This window comes from Oerskovia sp. 140933 (assembly GCF_059651515.1).
Window position 1 is genome coordinate 40,404 of record NZ_JAMXIO010000013.1, and the last position, 14,966, is coordinate 55,369.

The 14,966-nt window shown below is 73.5% G+C and carries 18 protein-coding genes; 8 read left to right on the forward strand and 10 right to left on the reverse strand.

What is annotated here, in order from left to right; genetic code table 11:
- Positions 1–124 precede the first annotated feature (124 nt).
- Positions 125–391 carry an HPr family phosphocarrier protein gene (locus NHG27_RS08960; RefSeq protein WP_497015972.1) on the reverse strand — a complete coding sequence of 89 codons (267 nt, stop codon included), beginning with the start codon at positions 389–391 and terminating at the stop codon, positions 125–127.
- A gap of 322 nt (positions 392–713) precedes the next feature.
- Positions 714–872, reverse strand: coding sequence for a hypothetical protein (locus NHG27_RS08965; protein WP_497015974.1), 159 nt, complete (start codon positions 870–872; stop codon positions 714–716).
- A 111-nt stretch (positions 873–983) separates the two neighbouring features.
- Here NHG27_RS08965 and NHG27_RS08970 point away from each other — a divergent pair, with 111 nt between their 5' ends.
- Positions 984–1,904, forward strand: coding sequence for a sugar phosphate isomerase/epimerase family protein (locus NHG27_RS08970; RefSeq protein ID WP_497015976.1), 921 nt, complete (start codon positions 984–986; stop codon positions 1,902–1,904).
- A 33-nt stretch (positions 1,905–1,937) separates the two neighbouring features.
- On the opposite strand, the gene NHG27_RS08975 is transcribed toward NHG27_RS08970, so the two are convergent.
- Together NHG27_RS08975 and NHG27_RS08980 are read right to left on the reverse strand one after the other, a co-directional pair.
- Entirely contained in the window at positions 1,938–2,561 is a 624-nt protein-coding gene (locus tag NHG27_RS08975) for an HdeD family acid-resistance protein (RefSeq protein WP_497015977.1), read from the reverse strand.
- A 206-nt stretch (positions 2,562–2,767) separates the two neighbouring features.
- Entirely contained in the window at positions 2,768–3,670 is a 903-nt protein-coding gene (locus NHG27_RS08980) for a TetR/AcrR family transcriptional regulator (RefSeq protein WP_497015979.1), read from the reverse strand.
- Between the two features lie 111 nt (positions 3,671–3,781).
- Here NHG27_RS08980 and NHG27_RS08985 point away from each other — a divergent pair, with 111 nt between their 5' ends.
- The 7 genes from NHG27_RS08985 to NHG27_RS09015 all read left to right on the forward strand — a co-directional run bounded on the left by NHG27_RS08985 (position 3,782) and on the right by NHG27_RS09015 (position 8,991).
- Positions 3,782–4,828, forward strand: coding sequence for an ABC transporter ATP-binding protein (locus NHG27_RS08985; RefSeq protein ID WP_497015980.1), 1,047 nt, complete (start codon positions 3,782–3,784; stop codon positions 4,826–4,828).
- Positions 4,828–5,760, forward strand: a complete 933-nt coding sequence (locus NHG27_RS08990; RefSeq protein ID WP_497015981.1) for an ABC transporter permease — start codon at positions 4,828–4,830, stop codon at positions 5,758–5,760. The genes NHG27_RS08985 and NHG27_RS08990 overlap by 1 nt, the downstream gene beginning before the upstream one ends.
- Before the next feature lie 5 nt (positions 5,761–5,765).
- Complete coding sequence (locus tag NHG27_RS08995) at positions 5,766–6,371, forward strand: dihydrofolate reductase family protein (RefSeq protein ID WP_497015983.1); 606 nt, start codon at positions 5,766–5,768, stop codon at positions 6,369–6,371.
- Between the two features lie 72 nt (positions 6,372–6,443).
- The gene (locus NHG27_RS09000; protein ID WP_497015985.1) at positions 6,444–6,983 is read left to right on the forward strand and encodes a DinB family protein; all 540 of its coding nucleotides are present in this window, start codon (positions 6,444–6,446) and stop codon (positions 6,981–6,983) included.
- Positions 6,984–7,038: 55 nt separating this feature from the next.
- Positions 7,039–7,353, forward strand: coding sequence for a hypothetical protein (locus tag NHG27_RS09005; protein WP_193720812.1), 315 nt, complete (start codon positions 7,039–7,041; stop codon positions 7,351–7,353).
- A gap of 51 nt (positions 7,354–7,404) precedes the next feature.
- Positions 7,405–8,085 (forward strand): HAD hydrolase-like protein, encoded by a 681-nt coding sequence (locus NHG27_RS09010; protein ID WP_497015987.1) that lies wholly within the window; start codon positions 7,405–7,407, stop codon positions 8,083–8,085.
- Positions 8,086–8,196: 111 nt separating this feature from the next.
- Positions 8,197–8,991, forward strand: a complete 795-nt coding sequence (locus NHG27_RS09015; RefSeq protein WP_497015989.1) for a MerR family transcriptional regulator — start codon at positions 8,197–8,199, stop codon at positions 8,989–8,991.
- Between the two features lie 75 nt (positions 8,992–9,066).
- On the opposite strand, the gene NHG27_RS09020 is transcribed toward NHG27_RS09015, so the two are convergent.
- From NHG27_RS09020 to NHG27_RS09045, 6 genes are all read right to left on the reverse strand, one after another.
- Positions 9,067–9,972, reverse strand: coding sequence for a heme ABC transporter ATP-binding protein (locus NHG27_RS09020; protein ID WP_497015991.1), 906 nt, complete (start codon positions 9,970–9,972; stop codon positions 9,067–9,069).
- Positions 9,969–10,979 (reverse strand): FecCD family ABC transporter permease, encoded by a 1,011-nt coding sequence (locus NHG27_RS09025; RefSeq protein WP_193720829.1) that lies wholly within the window; start codon positions 10,977–10,979, stop codon positions 9,969–9,971. Before NHG27_RS09025 ends, NHG27_RS09020 begins: the two co-directional genes overlap by 4 nt.
- Positions 10,980–11,200: 221 nt before the next feature.
- Positions 11,201–12,454, reverse strand: a complete 1,254-nt coding sequence (locus tag NHG27_RS09030) for a heme/hemin ABC transporter substrate-binding protein (RefSeq protein WP_497015993.1) — start codon at positions 12,452–12,454, stop codon at positions 11,201–11,203.
- A 261-nt stretch (positions 12,455–12,715) separates the two neighbouring features.
- On the reverse strand, positions 12,716–13,387 hold the full coding sequence (locus tag NHG27_RS09035) for a biliverdin-producing heme oxygenase (RefSeq protein ID WP_497015994.1): 672 nt from the start codon (positions 13,385–13,387) through the stop codon (positions 12,716–12,718).
- 161 nt (positions 13,388–13,548) lie between these two features.
- Positions 13,549–14,325, reverse strand: a complete 777-nt coding sequence (locus NHG27_RS09040; protein WP_497015996.1) for an MFS transporter — start codon at positions 14,323–14,325, stop codon at positions 13,549–13,551.
- A gap of 17 nt (positions 14,326–14,342) precedes the next feature.
- The gene (locus NHG27_RS09045; protein ID WP_497015999.1) at positions 14,343–14,867 is read right to left on the reverse strand and encodes an MFS transporter; all 525 of its coding nucleotides are present in this window, start codon (positions 14,865–14,867) and stop codon (positions 14,343–14,345) included.
- Between the last annotated feature and the right edge of the window lie 99 nt (positions 14,868–14,966).

Consider the following 14,966-nt stretch of genomic DNA (forward strand, 5'->3'; position numbering starts at 1 on the left):
CGTGGGGTGCGCGACGGCCCGACGCCGAGCGTCCGCACGCGGAGTCGGTCGGGCGCCGGGCGGCCCCGAGCCGGCGCGGCCCCGCGGGCGGCCCCGGGGGCCGGTCCGGCGCCCGGGACCCGGGTCAGACGGTCTCGCGCTCGAGGAACGCCGCGAGCGCGTCGAGGGCGGCCTCGGCCTCGACGCCGTCCGTCTCGGTCGCGAGCACGACCTGGTCGCCCGCCGCGGCGCCGAGCGTCATGACGCCGAGGATGCTCGCGGCGTCCACGGTCTCGGCGCCCTCCTTGGAGAGCGTCACGGGGACGGGCTGCTTGCCCGCCTCGGCCACGAACAGCGCCGCAGGGCGCGCGTGGAGTCCCTCGGCGATGGCGACGGTGACGGTTCGTTCCATGACGTGCTCCTGCCTGGAAGTGGTATAGACCAGTCCACTGTAGCGGAGGTCTGCCTCGGTGGGAGACCAGGGGAAGGGGCGGGGGAGCGGAGCCGTGCCGCGTCCGGCAACAGGTCGACCGGGACGTCGACGGAAGCGCCGAGCGTGCGGTTCGGGGCGGGTCGCACCGCGCCGTGGACCACGCGGACCGCATGCTCGACGAGCCCGACCCGGCCCCGCGCGCGGGGCGAGGTGTCGGACGGGACGGGAGCGACGCCGTCGGGCCGGGACCTCGCCCGGGACCCGGGCCGCGACCTCCGGCGCAGGCCGAGCCCGCGCGGCCTCAGGCCGAGTCCTGCTCCAGGTACGCCACGAGCGACTCCAGCGCCGCGAGCGCGCGCGCGTCGTCGGTCTCGGTCGAGAGGACGACGTCCTCGCCCGGGCCGAGGCCCGGACGCGTCGTGCCGACGGTCGGGGGCGAGACGACGTCGGGACGATCCATGCACACTCCAGCGCTCCGGGCGGTTCGGTCGAGCAGCATCCTGCCAGAGTTCGGGGACTCCCCAGGACGCCCCCGTGAACGACGCACACGCGACGGCGCTAGGGTGTCGGAATGCGTGAAGCGACGACGCCCGACGCCCAGCCGCCCGTCGAGGGCGAGAGCCGGGGAGGTGAGACAGGCCCGGCCGACGGGTCCCGGATCAAGGTCACGCTGTCCAGCGCCAGCGTCTACCCGCGCAAGGCGCCGTTCGCCTTCGAGGCCGCCGCCCACCTGGGCTACGACGGCATGGAGGTCATGGTCTGGTCGGACACGACCACCCAGGACGCGAAGGCCCTCGCCAAGCTCTCGGCCGACGTCGGGGTCCCCATCCGCAGCGTCCACGCCCCCACGCTCCTCGTGAGCCAGCGCGTGTGGGGTCGGCTGCCCGGACCCAAGCTCGAGCAGACCGTCGACCTCGCGCTCGAGCTCGGGGCGCAGACCGTGGTCGTGCACCCGCCCTTCCGGTGGCAGGGCCTGTACGCACGCGGGTTCGCCGACCACGTGCGCGAGCTCAACGAGGCCACGGGCGTCACGGTCGCCGTCGAGAACATGTACCCGTGGCGGGGCCGCAAGCGCGAGGTCCAGGCGTACCTGCCCGGCTGGGACCCCACCGACCACCCGTACGACGCCGTGACGCTCGACCTGTCGCACGCGGCCGTCGCGCGCCAGAACAGCCTCGACCTGCTCGACGTGTTCGGCGACCGCCTCGCGCACGTCCACCTCGCCGACGGCACCGACTCCATGAAGGACGAGCACATGGTCCCCGGGCGCGGCACCCAGCCGTGCGACAAGGTGCTGGGCGAGCTCGTGCGCCGCGGCTGGGAGGGCGACGTCGTGGTCGAGATCGCGACCCGGAGAGCCCGCACGGCCGCCGAACGCTACGAGGACCTCGCGGCGTCGCTGACGTTCGCCCGCACCTACCTCCAGCCGGGCCCGCACGCCGAGTACGAGCCGCCGCGCGGGCACGAGCACCGGCACCTCGACGCCTGGTAGGGGCCGGCGCCCGGACGCGGCGGGCCGCCCGCCCTACGCCCGGGGGCCCGCCGGGGCGCCCGGGCCCGCGAGCGCGGCCTTCGCGTCCTTCGCGGCCGTGCTCTGCGCGAACGCCGCGACGAGGATCACGACCCCGGTGACCACGAGGTACAGGCCCACGAGCACCGTGATGGTCTGGAGCCCCGTCACGGGGCTCACGAGGACGAGGACGCCGAACACGAGCCACAGCGCGGCGGTCGCGAGCTCCCAGTCCCAACCGGGTTCGCGGGTGCGCCGCGCGCGCAGCGCACCGATCAGGCCGATCAGCCCCGCGACCAGGGCCCAGATCCCCACGAGCCGCAGGACCAGCGTCACGCTCGCCGACGGCCAGAACGCGAGCAGCAGGCCCACGCCGACCCCCAGGCCGCCCACGACCCAGAGCCAGACACCGCCCTCGCCGTCGGCCCGCTGCCGCCCGGCCTCGATCAGGAACAGGATCCCCTGGAGGGCCGCCATGGCCGCGACGAGCCACGTGAGCCACTGGATGCCGCGGTCCGGCTCGACGAACAGCACGACGCCGATCAGGAGGAACAGGGCGCCCCGCAGGTAGGCGAGCCCCCAGAGGCGGCGGGCGATCTTGGTGGTGCGGCCCGTGAGGGACTCCTCGTGCTCGGTCATGGTCCACCGTCCTCGCCGGGCCGGTCCCGCAGCGGGTCCGCGGGCGTCGTCGGCCTCGTCCTCGGAACGTAGCGCCCAGGGGCGGCTGGCGCGCGCCGGCGGCTCCGGTGCGGCCGACGAGCAGGGGGTTGCGCGCGGTCGAGAACGGACCTGAGGTCGCTGACCGCGTCAGAACGACCGCAACCTCGTTCTCGGCGCGCCCGGGGTCAGGCCTGCTCGCGCGCCCGGTCGATCGTCATCTCGACGCCGTCGAGCAACCGGTCGAGGGACGCGTCGAACGGGTCGGCGGGGGCGTCGAACCCGCCCGCCTCCCAGATGCGCGTCATGACGGGGTAGCGCTCGACGTCGAACCAGTCCGCCCAGAAGCTGCTCATGGACGTCCAGTACTCGTCGCTGGACATGCCGCTCACGTCGTTCTCGACCGACTCGGCGACGGCGGCCCGTGCGAGCCCGCGGACGAACGCGTCGACGAGCCCGAGGATCTCGACGACCTGGTCGGCGGGCAGCCCGGTGTCGACGAGGGTCCGCAGGCCGGCCTCCTGGGCGTCGAGCACGTGGGGGGCCAGCGGGAGGCGCCACATGTTGGTCTGCAGGATCCAGGGGTGGCGCTGGTAGAGGGCCCAGACCTGGCGGGCGTACCGCGACAGGCCCGCGCGCCAGGGGGCGTCGGCCGGGGGCAGGTCGAGCTCGCCGAACGCCCGGTCGATCATGAGGTCGACGAGCTCGGTGCGCCCGGGCACGTAGGTGTAGAGCGACATGGCGCCCACGCCGAGCCGGGCGGCGACGCGGCGCATCGAGAGGGCCTCGAGCCCGACCTCCTGGGCGACGGCGATCCCGGCGGTCACGACCTCGTCGAGCGTCAGGCGGGCCTTGCGGCCGCGCGTCGGCGGTGCGGGCGGGTCCCAGAGCAGCGCCAGGCGTCTGGTCACCTCGGGTGGGCGGGGGACCTGGTCGGTCGGGTCCGGGGCGGCGTCGTCCTCGGGGGTGGTGCGGGTGCCGGCGGCGGGAACGTCGGCAGGCGTGTGCGCGGACGCGTCGACCGATGAGTCCGGGCGCCCGGCGGAGTCCACCCCGTCGGAGGGGACCGGTGCGACGGTGTTGCTGGCCATGGTGCCCGATCCTCCCACTTCCGCGCGGTGCCAGGAGCCTCTTCAGTTCCCGTACACCGTATGCTAACGTGAAAATTCATTCCGGTACACCGTACGCGAGAGGCGTGAGCCATGATCCACACCGAAGGGCTGACCAAGACCTTCCACCGCAAGAAGGAGGTCGTCGAGGCGGTCAAGGGGATCGACGTCGACGTCCGCGAGGGGGAGCTCGTCGCGTTCCTCGGCCCCAACGGCGCAGGCAAGTCCACGACCCTGCGCATGCTCACGAGCCTGCTCGAACCCACGTCGGGCAGGGCAGAGGTCGCCGGGTTCGACATCCGCACCCAGCCCGCCGAGGTCAGGTCCCGCATCGGGTACATCGGCCAGGGCAACGGGGGAGGGTTCTCCTACCGGGTCGCCGACGAGCTGCACAACCAGGGGCGCTTCTACGGGCTGCCCGCGAGCGAGTACCAGCGCCGCGCCGCGGACCTCCTCGCGGCGCTCGAGCTCGACGGCCTCGGCAAGCGCACGGTCCAGAGCCTGTCGGGTGGGCAGCGCCGGCGCCTCGACGTCGCGCTCGGCCTCATGAACCACCCGCCGCTGCTGTTCCTCGACGAGCCCACCACGGGCCTCGACCCGCACAGCCGCGCCAACCTGTGGGAGCACATCGGCGTCCTGCGCGAGCGCTACGGCATGACGATCGTCCTCACCACGCACTACCTCGACGAGGCCGACTCCATGGCCGAGCGCGTCGTCGTCATCGACCACGGCACGATCGTCGCCGACGCCCCGCCCGCCGCGCTCAAGCGCGACCACGCGGACGACGTCGTGACGCTCGTCGTCGCCGGCACGCCCGGCCCCCCGGCCCAGGTGCCCGACGACGTCACGCGCGTCCGCGCCGCCCTCGCCCCGGTCGTGGGCGAGGTGGGGGGCGGAGCCGGCGAGCCGGGTCGCGGCGGACCCGACGGACCCGGCGACAGGCTGCACGCGACCGTCGGTGCCGGGGGAGACGTCACCGTGACCCTCTCCACGACGCACGGCGCCGACCGGCTGCCCGAGGCGATCGAGTCCCTGCGGGTCGCAGGGCTCTCGGTCCGCTCGGCGGGGCTCAAGCAGGCGAGCCTCGACGACGTGTTCCTCAACCTGACCGGTCGGAGCCTGCGCGAGGAGGCGGCGTGATGGACGAGCAGGACACGAGTCGAGGTGCCGAGCCCGCGGTCGCTCGGGCACCGGGCACCGCCAGCCTGACGAACGTCGGGATCGGCACCACGAGCGGGCCACGGCCCGGGGCGAGGCAGGCGACCGACCGGCGCTCCGACGTCGGGCGCTCGGGGACCGCGAAGTTCCTCGGCGACACCTGGGCCGTCTTCACGCGCGAGATCCTCCTGGTCCTGCGCGACCCCTTCACCCTGATCTTCTCGCTGCTCCAGCCGCTGATCTTCCTGGGCCTGTTCGGGCCCCTCCTGACCGGCGCCGTGGGCGGCGGCATGGGTGGCCCCGGCGGGACCACGGCCGCGACCCTCCAGTGGTTCGTGCCCGGCGTGATCGTCATGATCTCCCTGTTCGGGACCTCGATGACGGGCTCGAACCTGCTCTACGAGATGATGACCGGCTCGTACGAGCGCGTCCTCGCGACGCCCCTCGACCGGTCCGCGATCCTCGTCGGCCGCGCGCTCAAGGAGTTCGCGCCGCTCGTCGTCCAGGGGTTGCTGATCGCGCTCGTGTGCATCCCCTTCGGGTTCACGTTCTACCCGCTGCACGCGATCGCCGGGCTCGCGCTCCTGGGGCTGTTCGGGGTCGGCGTCGGGGCGCTGTCGTGCGCGCTCGCGCTCGCCGCGAAGAACCGCGAGTGGCTGTTCTGGGGCGTGCAGCAGTCGCTCCTGTTCCCGCTCCTCATCCTGTCCGGCATGATGCTCCCGCTCGAGGCCGGCCCGTCGTGGATGCAGACCGCGGCGAAGTTCAACCCGCTGACCTACATGGTCGACGCCGAGCGCGCCCTGTTCGGCGGGACGTTCGCGAGCACCACGGTCCTGTGGGGCGTGGTCGCCGCGGCGGTCACCTGCGCCGTCGGCCTGTTCGTGGGTATCCGCCGGACCCGGAAGTCGGTGTGAGCCGCGTGGGCAGGGTGACGTTCGACGTCGGGCTGTCGCTCGACGGGTACGTCGCGGGACCGCACCAGTCCCTCGAGAACCCCCTCGGGGAGGGCGGCGAACAGCTGCACCGGTGGATGTTCGAGGAGCCCGAGGCCAACACGGCCGCGCTCGAGTCCATCGCCGCCCCCACCGCGTTCGTCATGGGACGCAACATGTTCGCGCCCGGTCGCGGCCCGTGGGACGAGGCCTGGAGGGGATGGTGGGGCGAGGAGCCGCCCTACCACGCGCCCGTGTTCGTGCTCACGCACCACCCACGCGAACCCCTCGTCATGCAGGGCACGACGTTCTTCTTCGTCACGGACGGGATCGAGTCCGCGCTGTCGCAGGCGCTCGCCGCCTCCCGCGACGGGCACGTCGGCATCGCGGGCGGAGCCTCGACCATGCGGGCCTACCTCGCGGCGGGCCTCGTCGACGAGTTCGGGCTGCACGTCGCCCCCGTGCTCCTGGGGGCGGGCGAACGGTTGCTCGAGGGCCTGGGAGGCCTGCGCGTCGAGCCAGGGCCGGTGAGCAGCAACCACCTGGTGACGCACCTGTCGTACCGCGTGGTGCGTGGGCTCGTCGGGGAGTGACGGGTGCCGGGTCGACGTGCCCGCACGTCGACCTGGCGCGGGTGACACGCAGGTCTCGCTAGGGTCGGGTCCGTGGACAACGACCCCCGCACCATCCCGCAGCGCTCGGGAGACGAGCTGACCGTCCTCACCGAGTTCCTCACCTACCACCGCGAGACCCTGCGGCTGAAGACGGCCGACCTCGACGCCGAACAGCTCGTCCGCGCGCACGGCCCGTCGAGCATGACCCTGGGAGGCATGGTCAAGCACCTCGCGGTCGTCGAGTCCTACTGGTTCACCGAGGTGTTCCAGGACGGACCGGCGATACCGCCGCTCGACGCCGTCGACTGGGACGCCGACATCGACTGGGACTGGCACAGCGCCGCAGGCGCCACGGCGACAGAGCTCTGGGGGCTCCTCGACCGCGCCATCGCCGCCTCGGACCTGGTCGTCGCGCAGACCCTGGCGGACCCGTCCCGTGAAGGGCTCGACACGCGCTCGGCGCGAGCGAACCGGGACGGGGAGCGCTGGAACCTGCGCTGGATCCTGGTTCACATGATCGAGGAGTACTCGCGGCACAACGGGCACGCCGACCTGATCCGCGAGGCGATCGACGGGAGCGTCGGAGAGTAGGGGCTGCTGGCGTGGGGCGTTGCGGCCTCGTGGCCGGTCGGCCAGGATGTGCGCCATGACTCCACCCTCCGTCCCCGGACCGGTACCCCCACGCTCCCGCGGCGCCCTGGGGCGGGGAGGACTCGTCGGCCTCGTGGCAGGAGTGCTCCTGGTCGGCGTCGGCGGGTGGTTCGCGTCGAGGCCGACCACGTTCGGGTGGTTCGCCTACGCCCCGCTCGCGGACGCGACCTACGTCCCGCCACGACCTGCCTCGCACTCGCTGGGCCTGGCCGCGGTGGGGGCCGGGCTGCTGGTGCTCGGCTTCGTGGCCGGGTGGGGGCTCGCGAGGCGCCGGGGTGGTCAGGCACGGCCGAGCGACCCGCCGGGATAGCGGCTCGGCGGTAGCCCCGGCCGGTCGGCGCCGCGAGGGAGAATCGACCCCGTGACCACCGCGAACCCTCCCTACCGACTCGCCCTCCTCGACCTCGACGGCACGCTGACGGACTCGGCCCCGGGCATCCTGTCGTCGATCCGGCACGCCTACGGGGCGCTCGGGATCCAGGTGCCGACCGACGAGACCCTGCAGAGCTTCGTCGGCCCGCCGCTCGCCGAGACGTTCGCGCGGCACGGTGTCCCGGCCGACCGCGTCCCCGAGGCCGTCGCGGCGTACCGCGACGTCTACGCCGCGGGGCGCATGCTGGAGAACTCCCTCTACCCGGGTGTCCTGGAGTGCCTGACGGCGGTGCGCGACGCGGGCGTCCGGCTCGCGGTCGCGACCTCCAAGCCCGAGGTCTACGCACGCCGCATCACCGCGCACTTCGGGATCGACGACCTGGTCGAGGGCGTCTACGGTGCGACCCTCGACGGGACGCGCGGCGCCAAGGCGGACGTGATCGAGCACGCGCTCGCGTCGCTGGCCGCCCGCCCGCCCGGCCTGCCGCCGCGCGAGGAGATCGTCATGGTCGGCGACCGGGAGCACGACGTGCTCGGGGCCGCCGCGCACGGCATCGGCTGCATCGGCGTCGCCTGGGGCTACGCGGTGCAGGGCGAGCTCGAGGCGGCGGGCGCCCTCCGGGTCGTGGCGACCACGGACGAGCTGGCGCGGGTGCTGCGCGGCGAGTGACGGCGTCGGGCCGGGGGAACCAGGGGTTGACCTTGACGTAACGTCAACTTCTAGGGTCGATCGTGCTGCCTCACCCGAGGCGACCAGGACCCCTGGGAACGAGGAGAACGCATGACCGCACGCACCGAGCCCGCGACCGACTGGTCGATCCAGGAGATCGCCCGCCTCGCCGGGACCACGAGCCGCACGCTGCGTCACTACGACGACGTCGGGCTGCTCGCGCCCAGCAGGGTCGGGCACAACGGCTACCGGTACTACGACGGGCCCGCGCTCGTCCGGCTCCAGCGGATCCTCCTGCTGCGGGAGCTCGGCGTGGGCCTCCCGGCCATCGCCGAGATCCTCGGCCGGGAGGACGCCACGAGTGCCGCCGCGCAGGCGACGGCCCTGCGGACCCACCTGGACGCCCTGCGGGCCGAGCAGCAGCGGCTGGCGCGACAGATCGCGTCGGTCGAGCGCACGATCACGACCATGGAAGGAGATGGGCGACTCATGGCGGACGACATGTTCGACGGGTTCGACCACACGAAGCACGAGGCAGAGGTCACCGAGCGGTGGGGTGCCGACGCCTACCGGACGGGCGACACCTGGTGGCGCGGGCTGTCCCCGCAGGACAAGGCTGCGCACCAGGAGCAGACCCGGCGGCTCGCCGCGGACTGGGCGGCCGCCGCACAGGCCGGGCTCGCGCCCGACGGCGACGAGGCGCAGGCGCTCGCGCGGCGCCACGTCGAGTGGCTGAGCGGGATCCCGGGCACCCCGGGGCACAGCTCGGCACCGGTCAAGGAGTACGTCGTCGGGCTCGGGGAGATGTACGTGGCCGACGAGCGGTTCGCCGCGAGCTACGGCGGCGTCGAGGGGGCGACGTTCGTGCGGGACGCGCTCGCGGTGTACACGGACCGGCACCTGTAGGCCGCGGCCGCACCGGTCGCCGCAGGGGACTGCCGTCGAGGCGGGGGACTCACCGTCTCCCTCGACGGCAGTCCTCTACCGCGACGCCAGGGAACGCGCCGGCAGGATGATCGGTGACCCGCCGCCCGGGTGCTCGACGACCTCGACCGGGTAGTCGTACACCTCGCTCAGCAGCTCGGCCGTCAGGACCTCACGGGGCGGACCGTCGGCCACGACGCGCCCGCCCGACAGCAGGGTCACCTGGTCCGCGTACGCCGACGCGAGCCCCAGGTCGTGCACGACGACGACCACGGCACCTCCGGCCTCCGCGTGCCGTCGCGCGATCTGCAGCACGAGCTCCTGGTGCTTGAGGTCGAGCGCGGCGGTCGGCTCGTCGAGCATCAGCAGACCTGTCCGCTGCGCCAGGACGCGCGCGAGCGCGACGCGCGCCTTCTCACCACCGGACAGCGACGGGAAGTGCCGGCCCGCGAGGTGCGACACGTCGGTCGCGGCGAGGGACTCGGCCACGACCTGGTCGTCGGCCTCCTCGAGGGGCGTGCCGCGCCACGGAGCGCGGCCCATCTGCACGACGTCGAGCGACGTGAACGGGAAGCTGAGGTGGATCTGCTGCATGAGCACGGCCCGGCGCATCGCGAGCTCGGTCGGGCTCCAGGACCGCAGTGGGGCGTCGTCGACCAGGACCGATCCGCCGTCGAGCGGCAGGTCGCCCGTGAGCGCCCCGAGCAGCGACGACTTGCCCGCACCGTTGGGCCCGAGCAGCGCACGGACCTCACCGGCCCGGACCGCGACCGACACGTCGCGCAGCACGGGCGTCCCGTCGAGCGAGAGCACCGCACCGCGCGCCTCGGTCACGACGGTCCCCGGGGTGGGGACGGCGGGCAGCCGCGACGAGCGTCGCCGCCCCGTGACCGCGGTCCGCAGCGACGACCAGAAGCTGCTGCCCTCGTGCCTCGACTCGGGGTCCACCATGTCGCGGGTCATGCCCAGCCTCCCTGGCGAGAGCGCGTGCGGCGCAGCAGGTAGAAGAAGAAGGGGCCGCCCACGAGCGAGGTGATCATGCCGAGCGGCAGCTCGACGTTGGCGACGAGCGAGCGGGAGACCAGGTCTGCGAGGAGCAGAACCACGGCGCCGCCGAGCGTCGAGGCGGGGATGAGCCAGCGGTGGCTCGGCCCGCAGACCATGCGCACCAGGTGCGGCACCACGAGCCCGACGAACGCGATGATCCCCGTGAACGCGACGCCCGCGGAGACGAGCAGCGCGACGAGCACGATCACGATCTGGCGCAGCCGCTCGACGTCGACGCCCAGGTGGTGCGCGGCGCGCTCGCCCAGGGACAGCAGGTCCATCTGGCGGCGCAGCAGCATCGCGCCGGTCACGCCGACGATCGCGATGGGCGCGACGACCGCGACCGACCCCCACGTGGCGCCGCCGAGCGAGCCGAGCTGCCAGAACACGATCTGCTCGCGCGCGGCAGGGTCGGCGACGAACGTGAAGAACGCGAGCAGCCCGCCCGCGAACGCGTTGACCGCGATGCCCGTGAGGACGAGCGTCACGACCTCGGTGCGCCCGCCGGACCGCGAGAGCGCGTAGACGACGAACGTCGTGATCAGTCCGCCCAGGAAGGCCGCGGCGGCGACCCAGGTCCCCGAGACGAGCGAGCCCGCGGTGACGATGACCGCGCACGCCCCGACGGCCGCGCCCGCCGAGACGCCGATCACGCCGGGCTCGGCGAGCGGGTTGCCGAACACGCCCTGCATGAGCGCGCCCGAGCACGCGAGCGCGGCCCCGACGACGATCGCGAGGACGACGCGCGGGAAGCGCACGACCCACAGCGTGTTCTCGCCCTGCGGGTGCGAGGGCATGGGGCCGATGTCGAGGCCCATGTGGTGCATGAGCGAGCCGAGGACCTCGGCGGGCGACACGGGCACCTGCCCCGTCATCCCGGACAGCACGGTGAGCACGAGCAGCGCGACGCCGAGCCCGACCATGAGCCAGGTCGCGGCGCGGCGTCGGCCGCGCCCCACGGCGGGCAGCGCGTCGGGTGTCCGCGTGCGGCGGTCCGGGCCACCAGCAGGCCCGACGGCGCCGCTCACCGCGGTGCCCGGCCCGCCAGGGTCGGTGGTCGTCCCGTCCGCGGTGCGCTGCTCGGAGGTGAGGGAGCCGGAGGTGGTGCGCGACGTCGTCGGGCCTGCGGGGCGGGAGGCAGGTGTCACGGGGCTGCGGTCCCGGCGGCGGCCGACGTGCCGGCAGCACCGACCGTGCTCAGGTCCGGTGCGGGGACGCCGTAGAACGCCTCGACGAGCGACGCGATGGTCTCGCCCGTGCGGGGGCCGAACGTCAGGAGGCGGCTGCCGTCCATGTCGATCACGCGCCGGCTCTGGCCCGCGGGCGTCTGGGCGAGGCCGGGGATCGCGAGCATGGCGTCGAGCCCACCGCTCGACTCGAGGCCGTCGGTCATGACGAGGTAGGCGGCCGGGGCCGCGGAGATGATGGCCTCGCTCGTGACGGGTGCGTACTGCTGCGTGAGGCCGATCGTGGTCCCTGCGTCCTGGCCGCCGATCTCGCGGATCAGGTCGTCGGCCCCGGAGCCCGGCCCGAACAGCATCTTGATGTTGGAGCCGCGCAGGTAGAGGAACGCGACGAGGGGGTCTCCCGTGTTCGCGGGGACTCCCGCGAGCGCGGCGCAGACCTGCTGGTCGGTGCGCTCGACGAGCGCGGCGCCGGCCTCGGGGACGCCGAGCGTGGTCGCGACCGCGGTGATGCGGTCGTCGATCCCGTCGAGCGTGCGGGCCTCGTCGAAGTAGACGACGGGGATGCCCGAGGACTCGAGCTGCGAGCGGGCGGTGTCCGTGAGGAGCGTCGCGTCGGTCAGGATGACGCTCGGGTCCAGGCCGAGGATGGTCTCGATGCTGAGGGCGTGGCCCGCGCCGGTCACGACGGGGACGTCGGCGGCCTCGGGGAAGCCGGTGGGCAGGTCGCGGCCCACGACGTTCGCGCCCAGGCCCAGGCTGTAGACGATCTCGCCGAGCGTGCCGTACAGGTCCACCGCGATGATGCGCGAGGCATCGGTGACGGCGACCTCGCGGCCGTCGAACGACTGCACGGTCACGGGCAGCGTCGGGGTGGGGGCCGTGGCGATCGGGTCGATCGCGTCGTCGGTGAACGTCGCGGTCGTCGGGCCGGTCGGGAACGTCGCGGGGTCCACGGTGGGACGCTCGCCCGTCTCGAGGGCCGTGCACGCGTCGAGCGTCGCGGTGGTGTCGGCCTCGGGGGCGGCCGGTGCGGCCTGGTCCGTGGTGGGTGCCGGTGTCTGGCTCGGCGGCTCGTACGGGAGCGGGGCGCAGCCGGTCACCAGCAGGACCGCGGCGAGCCCTGCGACGCCGACGGCGGACGAGCGTCGCAGGCGACGCGTCCGCGGACCGCGGCGCTGCTCGGTGGACGGTACGCGGGCAGGGTGCGACATCACAGGGGCTCCAGCAGGGGTCGGCCGCCCGCACGAGGGGCGGCTCCGGGTAAGTTGAGGCTAACCTACGTCCGCCCCCAGGAGGTGCACGGGTCCCAGGATCTTCTGTGATCTTGGAGACGTCGGGGGGCTCGGGCCGACCCGTCGCCGGTGCCGAGCAGGCGGTCGCGGTGCGCACCGGGCCGTCGACGAACCTCGACCGCCCGCTCGACGAGCCGCAACCACCTGTTCGGCGCCGAGCCCGGCGCTCTCAGCGAGCCGTCAGCAGTGGACCGCGCCGAGCTCCGCGAACAGCGCGCTGTTGAGGCGGAACGCGCGCTTGGCCTCCGCGACGGTCTCGGCGAGCTGCTCGTCGGTGAGGTCCAGCGAGTCGAGGCGCTCGCGGTAGACGTCCTTGAAGGGCTTGGCCTTGGGGATCTCGTCGAACGTGTAGAACGCCAGGCCGTCGGGGCCGAGCCCGTAGTGGCGCTCCATCATGCGCTTGATGATCTGACCGCCCGACAGGTCGCCCAGGTAGCGCGTGTAGGCGTGCGCCGCGTAGGCGGGGAGCGACGTGCCGACCTCGAGCAGACGGGCCACGTAGGCCTCGGTCGCGGGCAGGATGCGGATCTCGGTGGCCCACTCGGGTCCGACGAGGAACGCGAGGTCCTTCTCGATCGAGGGCGTGCGGGTCAGCTCGTCGAACACGAGGGTCGCACCCTGTGCGTCGTCGCGGATCTGGGCGCTGGCCTGCTCGAGCGCACCGTAGATCGCGTACTGCTGCGCGGCGAGGTCGGTGTAGGCGGCGACGTCGAGCTCGCCTCCCATGAGCTTCTCGACGAAGCCCGTGGTCTCGGCCTGCTCGTGCTCGGGGCGTGTGCCCTCGCGCAGGCGGAGCGACAGCGACGCGGGTGCGGCGCCGGGGAGGGTCTCAGCGGTCATTTCAGCGGTCACGAGGGGCTCCTGCGGTTCGTCGTGTCACGTGCACGACGTCGGCACGTGCGCCAGGAGGGTCGGCGCAGGATCCGCGGTGTGTCGTGACACATCGTCATGACGTCGCGTCAGGAACGATACAACAGTGAGGTGAGGTTTACCTATGCTCTGTGGGCGAGATCTCACGGACTGGGAAGCGCGTGCTCCGCGACGTCCTCGGGGTCGGGCAGCCCGTGCAGGAACCGGTAGCCCACCAGGGAGACCACGACGGTGACCCCGCCCGCGACGATCAGGGGGGTCGTGAGGTCGATCCGGGCGAGCAGCCCGCCCAGCAGCGAGCCCAGCGGCATGGTTCCCCAGAGCAGCGTGCGCCACGTCCCGTGGACCCGGCCCAGCAGGTGGCCCGGGATGGCGGCCTGCCGCAGCGACATGACCAGGACGTTCCACACCGACGTCGAGCCGAACGACACCGCGAAGCACACGACCGCGACCGGGATCGTCGGGAAGAACCCCATGACGACGAGCGCGACCGGCCCGACGAAGTTGGCCGCGGCCATGACGGGACCGGCCCCGAACCGGTGCTTGAGCGGGCTCACGACCGCCGCTCCGAGGATCCCGCCGACCGCCCCCGAGAGCATGAACACCCCGAACCACTTCTCGGGGACCTCGAGCCGTTCGAGCACGAACAGCACGTCGGTCGCGATCGCCGCCGAGAAGAACAGGGCGATGAGGATGCTGAGGAACCACAGCGGGCGCAGCATGGGGTGGCTCATGATGAAGCGGTAGCCGTCGGTGAGCTGGCGGCGCAGCGTCGTGCGGACGGGTGGGAGCGCGGGGTGCGCCTGGTGCGCCTGGTGCGCGCGGTGGGCGCCGGCCGCCGCTGCGGGCAGGAAGAACGCGAGGACCCCTGCGACGGCGTAGGACAGCGCGCCGATCCCGAGCGGGATGACGACGGCCACGGCGAACAGCGCCGACGTCAGGGGACCGCGAGGAAGTTCTGCACGACGAGCTCGCCCGCCTCGATGCGCGAGTTGGCGCGGGGCAGGTCGGCGCGGCGCACGATCGCGGGGACGACGGCCCGGATCGCGCCGTCGTACAGCGTCTCGAGCGCTCCGTACGCGAAGATCACGACGTACAGCCACCAGATGGTCAGCGTGCCGGTCGCGAAGAGGGTGATCAGCGCGACCGCGAGGAGCGTCCGGGTGCCGTTCGCGATCGTCATCGCGTGGCGCCGGTCGATCCGGTCGAGCAGCACGCCCGACGGGATCGCGAAGAACAGCCAGGGGAGCATCGCGACGGCGGCGATGCCCGCGACGAGGAGGGGGTCGTCGGTCAGGCGGGCTGCGAGGAGCGGTGCGGCGGCGCGCGCGATCCCGTCGGCCAGGCTCGAGCTGATGTTGGCCGTGAAGACGTTGGTGAAGGACCGTCCGAGCCCGCGCCGGGCGGGTTCCTCGGGGTGCCCGGGCAGGGCTGGGGGACGTGGCGGTTCTGCGGGGGGCACCGGAGCACTCTAGGCGCGCGTCCCGCGAAACGGGTGCCCGGGGCACGGGTGTCGGGGGACGGCGACGACGACACCTGGCCCGCTCGGAGCTGCGGGCCG